This is a genomic window from Pseudomonas sp. MWU13-2862 (assembly GCF_023242495.1).
Classification (GTDB): Bacteria; Pseudomonadota; Gammaproteobacteria; order Pseudomonadales; family Pseudomonadaceae; genus Aquipseudomonas; species Aquipseudomonas gingeri_D.
This window is the reverse complement of sequence record NZ_JALMEZ010000003.1, coordinates 39902-55835: the sequence shown is the minus strand read 5'-3', so window position 1 is coordinate 55835 and position 15934 is coordinate 39902. Positions and strand designations below refer to the sequence as shown.

Annotated in this window: 10 protein-coding genes; 3 read left to right on the top strand and 7 right to left on the bottom strand. The window is 64.9% G+C overall.

Annotated elements, in window-relative coordinates; translation table 11 throughout:
* Positions 1-27: 27 nt before the first annotated feature.
* Entirely contained in the window at positions 28-504 is a 477-nt protein-coding gene (locus tag M5C56_RS06080) for an Lrp/AsnC family transcriptional regulator (RefSeq protein WP_103495529.1), read from the top strand.
* A gap of 4 nt (positions 505-508) precedes the next feature.
* On the opposite strand, the gene M5C56_RS06075 is transcribed toward M5C56_RS06080, so the two are convergent.
* From M5C56_RS06075 to M5C56_RS06045, 7 genes are all read right to left on the bottom strand, one after another.
* Positions 509-1177 (bottom strand): alginate O-acetyltransferase AlgF, encoded by a 669-nt coding sequence (locus M5C56_RS06075; protein WP_103495530.1) that lies wholly within the window; start codon positions 1175-1177, stop codon positions 509-511.
* The gene (locus M5C56_RS06070; protein ID WP_103495531.1) at positions 1174-1833 is read right to left on the bottom strand and encodes an SGNH/GDSL hydrolase family protein; all 660 of its coding nucleotides are present in this window, start codon (positions 1831-1833) and stop codon (positions 1174-1176) included. The genes M5C56_RS06075 and M5C56_RS06070 overlap by 4 nt, the downstream gene beginning before the upstream one ends.
* 18 nt (positions 1834-1851) lie before the next feature.
* Positions 1852-5748, bottom strand: a complete 3897-nt coding sequence (locus M5C56_RS06065; protein WP_103495532.1) for a cellulose biosynthesis protein BcsC — start codon at positions 5746-5748, stop codon at positions 1852-1854.
* Positions 5749-5771: 23 nt separating this feature from the next.
* The gene (bcsB, locus tag M5C56_RS06060) at positions 5772-8072 is read right to left on the bottom strand and encodes a cellulose biosynthesis cyclic di-GMP-binding regulatory protein BcsB (protein ID WP_103495533.1); all 2301 of its coding nucleotides are present in this window, start codon (positions 8070-8072) and stop codon (positions 5772-5774) included.
* Positions 8069-10270, bottom strand: coding sequence for a UDP-forming cellulose synthase catalytic subunit (bcsA, locus tag M5C56_RS06055; RefSeq protein WP_103495534.1), 2202 nt, complete (start codon positions 10268-10270; stop codon positions 8069-8071). Before bcsA ends, bcsB begins: the two co-directional genes overlap by 4 nt.
* Entirely contained in the window at positions 10267-11337 is a 1071-nt protein-coding gene (bcsQ, locus tag M5C56_RS06050; RefSeq protein WP_103495535.1) for a cellulose biosynthesis protein BcsQ, read from the bottom strand. Before bcsQ ends, bcsA begins: the two co-directional genes overlap by 4 nt.
* Before the next feature lie 362 nt (positions 11338-11699).
* The gene (locus M5C56_RS06045) at positions 11700-13067 is read right to left on the bottom strand and encodes a CYTH domain-containing protein (protein ID WP_103495537.1); all 1368 of its coding nucleotides are present in this window, start codon (positions 13065-13067) and stop codon (positions 11700-11702) included.
* A gap of 159 nt (positions 13068-13226) precedes the next feature.
* Between M5C56_RS06045 and argE the strand changes: the two genes are divergently transcribed.
* A complete protein-coding gene (gene argE, locus M5C56_RS06040; RefSeq protein ID WP_103495538.1) occupies positions 13227-14387 on the top strand; it encodes an acetylornithine deacetylase in 1161 nt (386 codons plus the stop codon).
* Positions 14388-14531: 144 nt separating this feature from the next.
* Positions 14532-15830 carry an amino-acid N-acetyltransferase gene (argA, locus tag M5C56_RS06035; RefSeq protein ID WP_103495539.1) on the top strand — a complete coding sequence of 433 codons (1299 nt, stop codon included), beginning with the start codon at positions 14532-14534 and terminating at the stop codon, positions 15828-15830.
* The last annotated feature ends 104 nt before the right edge of the window (positions 15831-15934 follow it).

Here is a 15934-nt window from a genome sequence, read left to right as displayed (position 1 = left end):
GACAATAGCCAGTTAGAGGGTTTTTTTATGCAAGGCGAGCTGGACACCTACGACCGCCGGATCCTGGCCTTGCTGCAAGAAGACGCCTCGCTTTCCAGCGCGCAGATTGCCGAGCAGGTGGGGTTGTCCCAGTCACCCTGCTGGCGGCGGATTCAGCGGCTCAAGGAAGAGGGGGTGATCCGTGCCCAGGTGACCTTGCTCGATCGCAAGAAAATCGGCCTCAACACGCAGATCTTCGCCGAGGTCAAACTCAACGCCCATGGTCGCTCCAATTTCACCGAGTTCACCGAGGCGATTCGCGGTTTCCCGGAAGTGCTGGAGTGTTATGTGCTGATGGGCGCGGTGGATTTCCTGCTGCGGATCGTCACGGCGGACATCGAGGCCTATGAGCGGTTTTTCTTCGAGAAGCTGTCGATGGTGCCGGGGATCCAGGAGGTCAACTCCATCGTTGCCCTGTCCGAGATCAAGTCCACCACCAGCTTGCCGGTATTGCGCCCGGCCTGAAGGTTCATTGGGCAAAGATGTCCTTGACGAACACCAGGACCGGTTTGCCGTTCTGGGACAGGATCAGCACCGTGTAGCGCTCTCCCGATTCCAGCGGGCCCAGGCTCAGGGGCGCGGTGACCAGGGTACCGTCGCAGAAGCCTTGCACGGACAGCTTGACCGGGTTGACGTCGCGTCGCTCCAGCAGACCGGGGTTCAGGTCATGGAAAATCGGCTGCTCCTGCCGACCTGCACGACGCAAACCGCCGCCGGTACAGTCCGGGTCGGCGTTGATCAGCGCCAGCGACGCCTGGAGGCCATTGAAGTCTTTCGGTTGTTCGCGCACGGTCAGCAGTTCAAAGCCCTTGTCGCCGGGGAGCACCACGAAGGTCACGAACTCGCCGGGGACCAGGTTCAACTTGACCGGCACGCTGACGCCGGCACTGCTCAACGCGCCCGTGACCGGTTTGTCGGCGGGAACCGCGGAGAACACTGAGACCACCGATGGCGCCAGTGTCGAAGGTGTCTGTTCGCCCTCCGGGAGCACGTCGAGGGGGCTGTCCAGGGCGTTGACGAAGCGGATGAGAGCCGAGTCCTGGCTCGGCCCGGTGGGATACAGCGCAGTATCGCCGTGGGCGGCAGCGAAGCTTATCAGCGTCGCCAGGCCCAACAGCAGTTCGCGTATCCGATTCATTTTCCCGCTGCCTTGAGCGCCGGTGCCTGCAACAACGCCTTGACGATGTCCTCGCTCCAGGTCTGGTAGCCGGTGCGGGTCAGGTGCTGGCCGTCAATGGTCGCCCACTGGCCCTTGGTGGAGAATTGCAACGAATCGATATAGCTGCATGGCGCGACGTTTTTCGACAGGAAGTCCGACATCGTCTTGACCCGTTCGTAGGTCTTGCCGTACATGCCGCCTTCGCTGCCCCAGTTCGGCCCGACCCAGACGCAGGGTGTGTGGTGGGCGGCGATGGCCTTGACCAGGCTGTCGGTCTGTTTCCAGATCCAGGCCTTGGGGAAACTCGGTTTGTCGTAGCTGGCCATGGTGTCGCCCATGACAATCAGGGTGAGGTTGGGTTTGTCGCTGTCCAGCAAGTCGCCGATCGAGCGGGTCGATGCACCGACCAGCACCGTGGCCTCGGCCGTGCCCCGGCGTTCGGCGCCGCCGCAGGGGCTGGGCGTGGCCTTGAGCCAATCGCCGGCATTGGCCCCGCAAATGCCCAGGGAGTGGACCTGGGCGCCCTGTCGGCTGAGGGCATCGTGCAGCGGGTTGAGCAGGAAATCCGGAGTGGCCAGGTGGCTGTCGCCGATGATCAGGATGGTCAGGCCCGCCAGTACGGATGAGGTTGCCACGATGCACGCTCCCTGGAGTCAGTTGGAGTAAGGCGAACGATAGGGGCTGACCGGCAAGGCCATGGGCCCGGTCATCTTCTCGAACAGGTAACGCAGGTACAGCTCGGCGTTCACCTGTCGGTAATCCTGGGCGTTATCCACCCCCAGCGAACCGCCGAGCAGCACATTCGAGCCGAGCCGGTATTCGCCCGCCGCATTCAGGTTGTAGCCGATGCCGGTGCTGTTCTGGCCCGGATACGTGAGGTTGTTGGCGGCCTGCTCGGCGCTGTGGCCGGGAAAGTAGTCGGCGCCTTTCTGGTCGATATGCTGGACTCCCAACGCGCCGCTGAGCTTGTAAGTGAAGCGGTCGGAACGCTGGGACCAGGTGACCGGGACCGCCATGGAGAAGAACGTCTGCGGGCTGAAGTAGCCGCCGTGGCCGTAGGTAAAGAACCCCTGGTTGTTCTCGTAGGACAGGGCCGAGGTGCTCAGGCCCACGGTCAGCTTGTCGTCGGGCTGGTTGTCCAGGTACCAGTAGATCCCGCCGCCCAGTTCGGCGCGGGTGTTGGACTCGACGTTGTTGCCGACCAGCTTGTGCAGGGCGCCGTAGCCGTAGACCCCGACTTCCTGGTCGTCGTAGCCGAGCTGGACACGTCCGCCGTTGGCGGTCACGCCACCCCACTTCACGCCGGTCCGCCGGTCCTCGGTGCCGGCGAATGAGGTCACGCTGTCGGTGACCGGGCGCCGCGACAGGGCGATGCTGTAGTGCATGTTGGGGCTGGATACCAGCGGCTGGTCCAGGCTCACGCCGCCGATCACGGTGTTGTAGGTGAAGCCCACCGGGCTCACGCCGATATCGGCCTTGATGCCGTGCTCCGGGTTCTCCACTGCCACGGCCATACCCACGCCGTTGGCCTGCTGCGAACCGGGGGAGCCGCTGGCCAGGCCGCTGCCGAAGCGGGTGAGGCTGTCGCTCTTGACGCTGCCGGCGTGCAGCGAAACCGGCGTCACCCGCAGCGCCACGCGATTGTCGCCGGCGGGCAGGTTGGCTTCGAACGGCGTTTCGACATCGGTCAGTTTGCTCAGGCCCGATTCATTGTTGTTGCTGCGCACGCTCAGGCCCTGGGCGATATAACCGCTGCGCTCCTGGAGAATTTCGTCCAGCGCGAGCTGCGCCGGGCTCTGGTTCAGGCGCGCGGGGTCGTCTGAACGGCGGCCGGGGGCAAAGGGATTGGCGCTCGGTGCCGGGTCGCTGTCCAGGCCGCTGTCGGGCACGGCGTCCGAGGCACTGTAGAGCTGCGGGGCCATGGCCGGGTCGGGTGGCATCGTATCGGCGGCCTCGCTGCCCGGCGCCAGCGGATCGGTTATACGGGCGGTACCTCGACGTGGCTGTCCGGTTTGATTGCGGAACGGGTTGTCGCTGTCGTCGTCCTGGCTGTCGAAGGGCTGGCCGTCGCGGCGTTGACCGCCCTCGATGGCCACGGCCTGGCGCAGCAGTTCGGCGGCCTCGGCACTTTTGCCCATGGCGCGGTAGGTTGCGGCGGCGCTGGTCAGCACCTTCGGCACGCCCGGCTTGAGCGCCAGGGCGGTCTTGAGGGACTTGTCGGCCTGTGCATAGTCGTGGTCCTGGGCGGCCAGGCTGGCCACGCTCAGTTGCAGGTCGGCGTTGCGCGGGTCGTTCTGCAACAGGGGTTTGTACAGGGCCATGGCCTTGGCGTTATTGCTGTTGGCGGCATACATCCGCGCCAGCGCCGAAATCGCCTGGGTGTCATGGGGGTATTGCTTCAGAGTCGGCTTGAGCAGGTCGTAGGCCCCGGCCAGATTGCCTTTCTCGCGCAACTGGTCGGCCTGTTTGATGCGATAGAGTTTCACCAGCTCGGCATAGTGGCGGTGATCGCTGTCGTTGAGCCGCGCCCCTTGCAGTGAGCGGAGGATGTCCGCGGCATCGTTGTCCTGGTCGGCCTTGAACAGGATGTCGGCGTACAGCAGTTGCAGTTTGGCGTCGGGACTGGGGGAGCGCTCCACCAGGTCGCGCATCAGGGCCACGCCCTGTTGCGACTGACCGGCGTCGATATAGGCCGCGGCCAGGATCGCCACCCGATCCGGCTTGCCGGCGGTCAGGGCCTGGCTGCGGGCCAGCAGCGCCTGGGCTTCCTGGCGCTGGCCGCGCCTGAGGTTGTCGACGGCGGCTTCGGTCTGTACATGCAGGGCGATCTCCTTGCCCAGTTCGTCCATCTCGCGGCTGCGCCTGGCCTGCGGGATGCGTGCGAGGCTGGCCTGGGCGTCCTGCCATTCACCCAGCTGGGCCGAGAGCAGGGTCCGGGTATACAGCGCATCGGGTTGGTCGGGGTGGCGTTTGAGCAGGTCGTTGACCTGGTCCTTGGCGGCCTGGGTGCGGCCTTGCCCCAGGTAGATCCGGGCCAGGGCAAAGCGCGTCCAGGTATTGCCCGGGTCGTCCACCAGGGCCTGGCGATAGGCTTGCTCGGCGGCGCGCAGGTCGCCGCGCTGTTCGGCGAGCCGCGCGACCTGGGTGGCGCGCAACGAGCGGATGGACACGGCGGAGCCCAGGCGGGCCTGGTCCGCCGGGGGAATCGAGTCGATCAGCTTGAGCGCTTCATCGGCTTTGCCCTGCTGCGAGAGCACCGCGATCAACCCGCCCAGGGCCTGGGGATCGTCGCGATGACTGGCGAGGATACGCCGGTAGCTGGCCTCGGCCTGGGCCAGATGGCCTTGCTCGGCCTGCAAGTTGGCCAGCGCCACCTGGCTGGCCGGTTGGCCGGGGTTCTGGCGGGCGGCCTGTTCGATCATTTTCCGCGCCTGGTCCTCACGTCCGGCCTTTTGCGCCTCGCTCGCGCCGGCCATCAGCCGCCAGTAACGGACGTTGTCCAGCGCCTGTTTCCAGGGATGCCCGCCGGGCTGTTGGGTGGCCCGCAGCAGCAGGTCCTCGGCTTCGTTCAGGCGGTCCTGCTTTTGCCGCAGGACACCCAGGCCGCCGAGGGCGTCGGGGTCGTTGGGTTTTTCCTTGAGACGGGTTTGAAACGCCTGCTCGGCGGCGGCCAGGTCACCGCCCTCAAGCGCCTGCAGGCCTTGGGCGTCCTGCGGGTCGCGTTGCCAGGCGGGCACTTTGCGGGCGGGTGCCGCACTGCTGCGGGCCAGGGTCTTGCCCTTGTTCATCAGGTCGCGGATTTCCTTGTCGTTCGGGTGCGCGGCGAGGAACTGCTCGAACAGCGGGACTTGCGCCGGCGCCGGCGGGCCGATCCAGGTCAGGGCGAAGCGCCAGGTTTCGTTGGCGTCACCGCCGACATCCTTGTCCTTGGCGAGGACCGCCAGGCGGCGGATGCCTTCGGCCCGGGTGTCGAGGTTGCGGACCATGTGCTTGGCCAGGAACAGCGCCACGGCGCGGTCGTCCGGGCGTTCGCGCAGCAATCGTTCAAGACCGGCGCGGGCCTCCTGTTCACCGCCCTTGGTGTAACCCAGCAGGTAGTAATACTCGCGGGCCAGGGTGCCCTGGGGCTGCCGACCGTTGAGCAACTGGCGGTAGACTTTCACCGCGTCGTCGTATTTGTCGGCGTCCACCAGTTGCCGCGCCTGGGCCAACAGCCGGGCCTGCTCATCGCTGCCCAGGGCAATGTCCTGTTCGAGTTGCTGGGCCTGGCGGGGCTGCGGCACCAGTGCCTGCAAACGGGCCAGGTACTTTTTCGCTTCCTCCGGGCGCTTGAGCTGGACGTTGCTCAGCCCCAGGCCATAGAGCGCTTCCGGTTGATCGGGGGCGATCAGCAGCAACTTGTTCCAGGCGTCCATGGCCCGGTCGGGGTTGTTCTGCGACTGCCAGTAGCGCCCTTGCTCGATCAGTTGCGCTTGTGGATCGTCGGCCCGGGCCTGAAGGACCGGGCTGGCCAGGGCAAACAGCAATGTCAGGGTGAGGGTGTGGCGCATGCCTGTTCTCCCGCGCCGTGGATTCACGACAACCGCCGTTTGGCCTGGGCCCGCAGCCCCAGGAAGATCAAGGCACAGAGCAACACGAAGCCGATCAGGACCGCGAGCAGCATCCCGCTCAGATGCCGCGACAGCAGCAGCTGCAAGTGCCGGAACCAGCCCAGGTGACCGACGTAGTACGGCTGGTCGGCGGCCAGGGTGGTGATCTGCTTGTCCTGGATCACGGCCAGGCGGCCCTGGATCAGGTCCTTGTAGTCATCGCCACCGATCATCGCTGTGGTGACCTCGCCCAGTCGCGCCGGGTCGCTGCTGGCGACCACCACCACACTGCGACCGTTTTTGAGCGGCGACTCGAAGCCCGCCAGATAAGGCGTGCCTCGGCCCGACCATTCCAGGGTGGCGCGGGTCTTGCGGATCGCCGCTTGCGAGTCTGGGCTGAACCAGTCGTGAATGCGCAAGGCCAGGTCGCTGAGGTCGAAGAAGTGCCGGCTGCCTTCGCTACGGGCCGGCGACGCGTCGGCCCATTGCTTGAGCAGGGGCTGGTCGTTGCCGGTGGCGAACACCAGCAGGTCCTTGTCGCTGACCGCCTCGACGTCACGGGCCTGGATCACTTGCAGGCCGGTGGCCGGATAGCCGGTGGATTCGCCGAAACGCCCGAGCACGGTGAGGAAGGCGCTGAGGGTCGCGGGCTCCTGGGTGTCGGGCATCACCACCGCGGTTTCCGAGAGGTCGGCCAGGCGGGTGAAGGGGAAGCCGCTGTCGCGGAACTTGCCCAGGTCGGGCATCGCCGTGTAGTGGTCCAGGCCGCTCAGGTCGAGGGTCGAGTCGCCCTCGATCTGGCCGCGCATGTCTTCGACGATGACGTCCCGGCATTCGCCTTGTTTGACATAGTCGTACAGGTAGCGCATTTGCAGCTGCGACTCGTAGGTGGCGATGTCCAGGGGCAGGTACATGCTGGCTTCGCGGGGCAGGCTGTCGTCTTTCTTCAGCCACTCGAGCAGGTCCGGGCCGCCGTTGAGATTGGGGATCGACGGCAATTGCATCGAACGCACCAGGTGGTCGTTGAGGTGTACCAGCAGTGCCGAGTTGGTCGAGAACTGCTGGGGCGTGTAACGGTATTTGAGCAGCAGCGGAGCGCCGCGTCCGCGCCATTCGAACAGGTCCGGCGGCAGGCGCAGGGCGATGACGATGTCCTCGGGGCTGTAGCCGGAGACATGCAATTGCCGGGCTTCGACCAGTTCGCCGAGCTTTACCGGGCGGTCGGTGGGCAGCCAGTTGGGCGCGTCATAGGGCACGCGCACCGGCAGCGGGTCGAGGTGGTCGATCAGCGCGGTGGCCCCGGACAGCGACTGGCTGCCCAGGGCGACGGCCGTGGCGGCAATCTTCAGTTCAGCGTCGTTGCGTCCGCTGATCACCAGCAGCTTGCCATAGGGGTCGTTGGGGTTGGTCATCATGGTCACGCTGGGGCCGCTGGCCGGGTTGCTCGACAGCTCGCCCAGCGCCAGGGTTTCGCGGTGGGTGACGAAGACAATGGCATTGCCCTTGGCCGGTAGTTGCCCGACGCTGGCGGGAAAGGTCGCGGTGCGATAGCTGGCCAGGGCGCCGAACTTGGAAGCGATCGCCGCGGCGGCTTCCAGCTTGGCGGGGCTGGGGTTGGCGTCGAACACAAAGGGCAGGACCAGCGGGCGCGCGTCGTGGCGGTCGAAGAACGGCACCGGCAGCAGGGCCAGGTCATTTTTCAGGGCGATGGGCGAATACTGGATATTCAGCTGGCTGTCGTTGCCGACCCTGGCCCACAGGCTCGAGTGCAACGGGTCTTCGCACTGCATCGTGTAGTGCCCGATCAGTTGCAGGTCCAGCCGGTTGAAGTCGGTGATCAGCCGCGCGGGGATCTCGACCACCCGCTCCAGGTCCTTGCCGGCCTGTTCCCGGGGTAGCGGCAGGCTGACGGCGACCCTGTCGTTGACCAACACGTTGATCTGCGACAGCTCGGGCAGCATCAGCGCCGAATAACCGTAATGCAGGACCACCTGGACACCGGTCACCACCTGATCGGCGCGAATCCCGAAGTCGACGCTGTCGGTCGACTCGACACCGCGCAGGTACAAGGGGTCGCGGCGTCCCAGTTGCTTGAAGGTCAGGCTGTAGCTGTTCTTGTCAGCGGCGATCACCGGTACCTGGCCGGTGCCGGCGGCGGGGCTGCTGCGGTTGTCTGTTTGCGTCACGGCGTTGCCGGAGCCCGGATAGACGCCGCAGCAGAGCAGCAACAGGAGGGCGTAACGAACGCAGCGTCCGTCGCTGCCAGCGGAGAATATCGGGCTCATGGCGTGTCCAGGGCAGGTGCTGAGGAAGAGGTGCCGGAGCGCCGCCGTTCGAGCGCCTGGCCGGGTAATCTGAGGGTTGCCTTGAGCAACTCGGAAACGCCGTGCACGGCGATGACACTGATCGCGCGCAGGGCCTTGAGGGGGGAGTCGGGTACGCTGGTGCCCCAATTCCGCGCCCAGGTGTCGGCGCGCGAGAAGGTCAGGTGGACCAGGTCGCTTTGCTGGCTCAAGGTCATCGGGTCGAAGCGGATGCCGACCGTATTGTCGCGGCTGAAGACCACGCTGCCGTCGAAGTGATAGTGCTGCTGGTGGCGAAACAGCGAGACCCGCAACGGCGTGCCGAGGGGAATCGATTGACCCGGCGCCAGCTTCAGGCCCAGGCCGCCCTGGGAAAAGTCCTGGGTGTGGCTGTGATACTCGGTGCCGTCGGCCAGCCGCAGACCGACCGGCAATTGCGCCTCGACCCGGGGTTCGGCCCGTACCTGGCGGGTTTCGCTGGCGACCGCGATGGCGGCGGCGCACATCAGGGCGTTGTACAGGGCCCAGACCTGGTTGAGCAGCACCGTTTCATCGGTGGTGACATCGGCGCCGAGGTAGTCGTAGACCCCGTACACCACGGCGGCGATATTCAGGACCAGCAGCACGATGTAAGGCCGGGCCATCTTCCAGTCGAAGAAGCCATGGTGCAGGTCGCCGCCCTTGTCGGTGACGTTGAAGTGCCCGGATTTTGGCCTGAGCATACCCATCAGCACCGGCGTCAGGATGTACCAGGCCAGCACCGTTTCGTAGACCTCGTTCCAGTACGAATGGCGGAAGCGCCCCTGGATGCGCGAGTTGGTCAGGTTGGCCAGCAGCAGGTGCGGCGCCGCGTAGGCGGCCACCATCAGCGGCGCGGCGTGGAAGATCTGCGCACCGAAAATCAGGTAGGCCAGAGGCGCAGTGAGAAACACCAGGCGCGGGAAGCCATAGAAGAAGTGCAGCATGGCGTTGCTGTAGCAGATGCGCTGGCCCAGGGTCAGGCCGCGGCCGAGCATGGGGTTGTCGGTGCGGAAAATCTGCGTCATGCCGCGGGCCCAGCGCACCCGCTGATTGATATGCCGCGAGAGGTTTTCGGTGGCCATGCCGGCGGCTTGCGGCAGGGCCAGGTAGGCGGTGTTGTAGCCGGCGCGGTTGAGTTTCAGCGAAGTGTGAGCGTCTTCGGTGAGCGTGGTTTCATCCATCCCGCCGACGGCTTCCAGCGGTGCCCGGCGCATCAGGGCGCAGGAGCCGCAGAACATCGCGGCGTTCCACAGGTCGTTGCCGTCCTGCACCAGGCCGTAGAACAACTCGGCTTCGTTGGGGACCTGCTGGTAGGTCTTGAGGTTTTTTTCGAAGGGGTCCTGGGAAAAGAACACATGGGGGGTCTGCAGCATCGCCAGCTTCGGGTCCTTGAGGAACCAGCCCATGCTGATTTGCAGGAAGGAGCGCGAGGGCACGTGGTCGGCGTCGAAGGCGGCAATGTATTCGCCATGGGTGACCTTGAGCGCCGCGTTGAAATTGCCGGCCTTGGCGTGCAGGTTGTTGTCGCGGGTCAGGTAGTGGGCGCCGACGCTCTCGCAGAACAGCCGGAACTCCTCGCGGTGGCCATCATCCAGCACATAAACCTTGAGCTTGTCCGCCGGCCAGTTCATTCGTAGCGCGGCGAATACGGTGATCTTGACGATCTCCAGCGACTCGTTGACGGTGGTGATAAACACATCGACGCTGGGCCATTGCGCCGGGTCTTCGCCGAGCAGGATCGGCCGGCGCTTGAGCGGCCAGGCGGTCTGCACGTAGCCGAACACCAGCACCAGCAGCGCATAGAGCTCGGCCAGCACCAGGGTGTAGCCGAACAGCATGTCGTGGAAGTTCTCCAACTCCAGGGTCTCGGTCAGGCGCCAGTACATGTAGCGCAGCGAGGCAATCAGCGACAGGCTGATCATGGCGATGATCGGCAGGTGACCTTCGAAGCGTCGCAGGACCAGGACCGCGACCAGGCAGGCAAGGCCGAACAGGGTTTGCTGGAGCAGGTCCGCGGGCGCGCTGATCACCCCGGCCAGGACCACGGCGCAGAGGATCGCGGCGCACAGGATCAGGCCCAGGCGCAGTGGCTGCGACCATTGGCGGAGGTGGTGCAGGGCGGTGCCGAGCAGGCGTTGGACGCGGCGTTCGAAGGTCATGGGTGCTGTGACTCCAGCTGATCGTGGAGCTTGTCGGCGATGGCCAGGAGGTCCTGGCAGCCGCGGGATTCGGCGGATTGCTCGAACGGATTGCATTCATAGGCCAGCGCCTCGGCGATGGCCTCGTCCCAGGTGATCGTGCCGAGCAGTTGGGTTTTCAGTTGGCTCTCGAGGATCTGCGCAATGTCCACGGACAACGGGTGGGCGTTGTCCACGCCGTTGATCACGAACCAGCAGCTTGCCGGCCTGTCACCGCCCAGGTGGGGCTTGATCGCCGTGATCAGGCGCTCGAGGGCGGCGTGGGAGGCCGCGTCGGGCCGGACGACGGCGATCACCAGGTCGGCCATGTGCAGCGCCTGCTGCTGATAGAGCGTGCTGCCGGGAGGGGTGTCGATGATCAGTGTGTCGTGCTTGCCTAGGGCCAGTTCGTTCAGGTGGCGGGCTAGCCAGTGCGGGTCACCTTCGAGCTGGTGTTCAAGGGCTTGCAACTGTTGCGGGTCGTTCTCGCCGAAGGCCAGCAGCCGGGTGTTGGCGTAACCGGTTTGCGCAAGATCGTGCCAGCTGCGCTGTTCCAGGCTGGCCTGGCAGATACCTTGTGCGGGTGGGCGGGTGCCCAGGTGATGGTATTGCGCATTCTGTGGGTCGAGTTCGAGGACGATGGCCTGCCGGTCAGTGCTGTTGAGCAGGATGGCCAGGAGACTGGCCAAGGTGCTGCGGCCGACGCCGCCACGGGTCGAGACCACCGCAATGATCCGGCCCGGAACCTGGGCGGCGAGGGCCGGCTGGGGTTGTTGCGTGGCCTGCGCCTGGCGTTGCCGGGCGAGATCCTGGAGCAGTGTGCGCAGGGACGGTGCTGCGGTTGTTTCAGGCGCGCCGGTATCACCCTGGACGAGCGGCGGCGAGGTCGGTTCGGCAGGCGTGGGGGCTGGAGGCTGGGGGGCCGCAGGGGTGGGCGCTGGCGTTTCGGTGAAGACCCGGGCCACCTCGATTTCCCGATAGCGGTCGGCCTTGGCACCGAACTTTCCCATCAGGTTCGCAACATCATCGTCGTCATCTGAAGGCTGCATGACAGCACCCATCCGTACCATTCTAAGAAAATCTTGAAAGGGGACAGATACGGCTAATCACACAATGCCGTCGTGCTGCATGCCTACCGTACGGTGGGCAAACGATGGTGTTCTTAAAGGTGTCGCCTGAACGTCTTGCGATAGAACCGAAGGCACTTAGTGTTAATCCAGAGTGCTTTATCGATCTATCAGGTTCAAATGTAGACCAGATTTACCGATGCAAGAAATTTTCGGTGAGTCTGATGTCGAACAGCGTCCTGCCGAACGACACCTTCCTGTAGGAGCGTGGCTTGCCCGCGAAGAGGCCCTTACTACCGCCAAAAGCTTTGCTGGCAAGCCATGCTCCTACAGATTGCGGGGCGTTACAGACGCAACAAGGTCTTCCAGGCACGGCTCTGGAACACCGTCAGCGCCTGCTGCACCCGGGCCTCCAGCACTTCATCGCTGATATCGGTCTCGGCCAGTTGCGCCAGCTTGTTCATTTCACCGAACAGGCGATCCAGCTCCGGCAACTCCAGCACGCCACGGGCCAGATGCAGCCAGGCCTGGATGCGTTCGATACGCGGCAGTTGTTCGGCGAGGTCTTCCGGTTGCTGCTGGTAGCGTCCCAGTTGCAACGAGGTGGCTTCCTCGGCCAGCAGCCGTGGCAACCAGTTCTGCAACTGCGCCGCGCCCTGGCGATTGCCGCGGGTGGTGCGCTCGGCGGTCCAGCTACGGGCCAGCAACCAGCGCGAGGTGTTCAGCGAGAACAGGCCCCAGCGCACATCTTCCAGCTCTTCCAGGAACTGCTCCGGCGCGGCCTTGCGCACGTCTTCGTCTTCCTGGCCGGCGTGGACCAGTGGGCGCCAGTCTTCCAGCAACGCATCCAGGGCGCTGCGCAGTTCGCTGGTGGATTGCCGTGGCGCGGCCTGGCCGAGGCTGCCGAGCAGGGCGCGCAATTCGATCAACTGCTCGACCCAGTCCTGCAGCAAACGCCAGTGACCGTTGAACCGGTATTGTTCGGCCAGTCGCTGGCTGCTGGCGAGCAAATGCCAGCCCAAGGCGGCGAACGCATCGTCCAGCGGCATCTCGGCGCTCAACTGCGGGGCCGGCAGGCTCAGCGAATAGCTGTTGGCGTCAAACAGACGATAACCGCGTTCGGCCTTGCTGATATCGCACGGCATCAGCGCCAGTTTCTCGGCCAGCTCGGCGGCCAGTTCCAGCAGTGCCGACGGGTCGCCTTCGCGCAATTCCAGTTCCAGCTCGCAGATTTCTTCTTTCTGCTTGCCGGCGATGACAAAGCCCAGGTCCAGGGCGGCTTCGATCACCACCTTGGCCTTGCCGCGACCCCAGGCGATTTCGGCGCGTTCGCGGACGAAATCGGTGGTGAAGATCGGCTTCAGGGTTTTCTTGTCCAGCTCGGCCAGCGCTTCGGGCCAGCATTCGCCGTCGAGTTTTTTCACATCGAGCTTGGCCTTGGCCAGGTGCCAGTCGTACTCGTTGCGTTCCGACAGACCGGCGACGCTCTGGCCGCGGGTCTTGAGGGTCTGGATCACTTCTTCGCCGTCACGGCGCAGGCGCAGGGCGACCTTGGCCTTGGCCAGGTCGCGCTCGGGGGTGTCGAAATACTGATTGGTCAGCTCGCGACGTTCCCAGCCACTTTTGTTGCGTTTTTTCAGCAGCGGGTGCTCGCGCAGGGCGGCGAGGGTTTCGCGGCTGACGCGGAGTTTGATTTCGGTTTCTTTCTGCATGGCCGGAAAATCCAGGATCGGGAGCGCAGCCGGGGGAGAAGGGGGCTGCCTAGGCCGTGCAGTGTACAGGACAAGCGGGCGGCACGCGTCGCGGCGGTTTATTCCAGTCGCCGGATGGCTCTATGATGAGCTTCGCCTTGGAGTTCGGGAGTCAGCGTCATGCCGTTGCCGTCGATGAAAGATCAATTCGCTGCGCTGGTTGCCGCGCCGTCGGTCAGCTGTACCCAGCCGAGCCTGGATCAGTCCAACCGTCCGGTGATCGACCTGCTGGCGACCTGGCTCGGCGACCTGGGTTTCAGCTGCGATATCCAGCAGGTCAGCCCCGGCAAGTTCAACCTGCTCGCCAGCTTCGGCAGCGGCCCCGGCGGCCTGGTGCTGGCCGGGCACAGCGACACCGTACCGTTCGATGGCGCGCTGTGGCAGACCGACCCGCTGAAACTGACCGAAGTCGATGGCCGCTGGGTCGGCCTGGGCAGTTGCGACATGAAGGGCTTTTTCGCCCTGGCCATTGAAGCGGTGATCCCGCTGCTCGAGCAACCGTTCAAGCAGCCGTTGCTGATCCTCGCCACCTGCGACGAAGAAAGCTCCATGTCCGGCGCCCGGGCCCTGGCCGAAGCCGGCCGGCCCCTCGGTCGCGCCGCAGTGATCGGCGAACCCACGGGCTTGAAGCCGATCCGCCTGCACAAGGGCGTGATGATGGAGCGCATCGAGATTCTCGGGCGCAGCGGCCACTCCTCCGACCCGAGCCTGGGCCATAGCGCCCTGGAGGCCATGCACGACGCCATCGGCGAGCTCAAGGGCCTGCGCTGGCAATGGCAGCGCGAATACAACAACCCGCAATTCAGCGTGCCCCAGCCGACCCTGAACTTCGGCTGCATCCACGGCGGCGACAACCCCAACCGCATCTGTGGCCAGTGCTCCCTGGAATTCGACCTGCGGCCCTTGCCGGGCATGGACCCGAGCGTGCTGCGGGCGGCGATTCGCGCCAAGCTCGAACCCCTGGCGCAACGGCACCAGGTGAAGATCGACTACGCACCGCTGTTTCCCGAAGTGCCGCCGTTCGAACAGGCCGCTGACTCGGAACTGGTCCAGGTCGCGGAAAAAATCACCGGTCATCGCGCCGAGGCAGTGGCATTCGGCACCGAAGCGCCTTATCTTCAGCGCCTTGGCTGCGAAACCCTGGTCCTGGGCCCTGGCGACATCGCGTGTGCGCATCAGCCGGGGGAATACCTCGAAATGTCACGTTTGCAGCCTACCGTGCATCTACTGCGTGAATTGATTCAACATTACTGCTTGAGCCCGGCCGCAACCTTGCGTTAAATGCGCGGCTCATTGATTTTTTCCTGGATACCAAGGAGAGCGCGCGTGTCGCCAAGCCTGTTCCGACGATAACCAACAGCCCGTTGTGCGTTTTGACGTTGCATCTATTTTCTATTGGCTGTTTTTTATACAGGTTCAGGTTTTATGCCCGATTACGTGAATTGGCTTCGCCATGCGTCTCCCTATATCAATGCCCATCGGGACTGCACCTTCGTGGTTATGCTCCCTGGCGACGGTATCGAGCACCCCAACTTCGGCAATATCGTCCACGACCTGGTGCTGCTCCACAGCCTGGGCGTGCGGCTGGTGCTGGTGCACGGCTCGCGTCCGCAGATCGAAAGCCGCCTGGCGGCCCGTGGCCTGACCCCGCATTACCACCACGGCATGCGGATTACCGATGCGGCGACCCTGGAATGCGTGATCGACGCCGTCGGCCAACTGCGGATCGCCATCGAGGCGCGTCTGTCCATGGACCTGGCCGCCTCGCCGATGCAGGGCTCGCGGCTGCGGGTGGCCGGCGGCAACCTGGTCACGGCGCGGCCGATCGGCGTGCTCGAAGGCGTCGACTATCACCACACCGGCGAAGTGCGCCGGGTCGACCGCCGGGGTATCAACCGCCTGCTGGACGAGCGCTCGATTGTCCTGCTGTCGCCGCTGGGTTATTCGCCTACCGGGGAAATCTTCAACCTGGCCTGCGAAGACGTGGCGACCCGTGCCGCCATCGACCTGGAGGCGGAAAAACTCCTGCTGTTCGGCGCCGATCACGGCCTGATCGATGAAAATGGCAAGCTGGTCCGCGAGCTGCGTCCGCAGCAGGTGCCCGCGCATCTGTTGCGCCTGGGCAACGATTACCAGGGCGAGCTGCTGGATGCGGCGGCGCAGGCCTGTCGTGGCGGTGTGGCGCGCAGCCATATCGTCAGTTATGCCGAGGATGGCGCGCTGTTGACCGAGCTGTTTACCCGTGACGGCGGCGGTACGCTGGTGGCCCAGGAGCAGTTCGAACTGGTGCGCGAGGCGGCTATTGAAGATGTCGGCGGTTTGCTCGACCTGATCAGCCCGCTGGAAGAGCAGGGCATCTTGGTGCGGCGTTCGCGGGAAGTGCTGGAGCGTGAGATCGAGCAGTTCAGCGTGGTTGAGCGCGAGGGGATGATCATTGCCTGTGCGGCGTTGTATCAGATTGCCGATTCAGAGGCGGGGGAGTTGGCGTGCCTGGCGGTGAACCCGGAGTATCGCCATGGCGGTCGCGGCGATGAGCTGTTGGAGCGGATTGAAGCGCGGGCGCGGGAGCAGGGATTGAAGACCTTGTTCGTGCTGACGACCCGTACGGCACACTGGTTCCGTGAGCGTGGCTTTGAGCCGAGCAGTGTGGAACGGCTACCGAGCGCGCGGGCTTCGCTGTACAACTATCAGCGTAATTCGAAGATCTTCGAAAAAGCCCTCTGATCTTCACGAGCGGGTCTGGTCCTTGAGGTTTTTGTCGGTCTCAAGGGCCTCTTCGCGGCGGTGCGGCGTCCCGACAAGCCCTGCTCCTACAGTTCTGTGTCGTA

Coding starts and splice junctions, on each gene's coding strand:
- M5C56_RS06080 (WP_103495529.1), top strand. CDS start 28: ATGCAAGGCGAGCTGGACACCTACGACCGCCGGATCCTGGCCTTGCTG.
- M5C56_RS06075 (WP_103495530.1), bottom strand. CDS start 1,177: ATGAATCGGATACGCGAACTGCTGTTGGGCCTGGCGACGCTGATAAGC.
- M5C56_RS06065 (WP_103495532.1), bottom strand. CDS start 5,748: ATGCGCCACACCCTCACCCTGACATTGCTGTTTGCCCTGGCCAGCCCG.
- bcsB (WP_103495533.1), bottom strand. CDS start 8,072: ATGAGCCCGATATTCTCCGCTGGCAGCGACGGACGCTGCGTTCGTTAC.
- bcsA (WP_103495534.1), bottom strand. CDS start 10,270: ATGACCTTCGAACGCCGCGTCCAACGCCTGCTCGGCACCGCCCTGCAC.
- bcsQ (WP_103495535.1), bottom strand. CDS start 11,337: ATGCAGCCTTCAGATGACGACGATGATGTTGCGAACCTGATGGGAAAG.
- M5C56_RS06045 (WP_103495537.1), bottom strand. CDS start 13,067: ATGCAGAAAGAAACCGAAATCAAACTCCGCGTCAGCCGCGAAACCCTC.
- argE (WP_103495538.1), top strand. CDS start 13,227: ATGCCGTTGCCGTCGATGAAAGATCAATTCGCTGCGCTGGTTGCCGCG.
- argA (WP_103495539.1), top strand. CDS start 14,532: ATGCCCGATTACGTGAATTGGCTTCGCCATGCGTCTCCCTATATCAAT.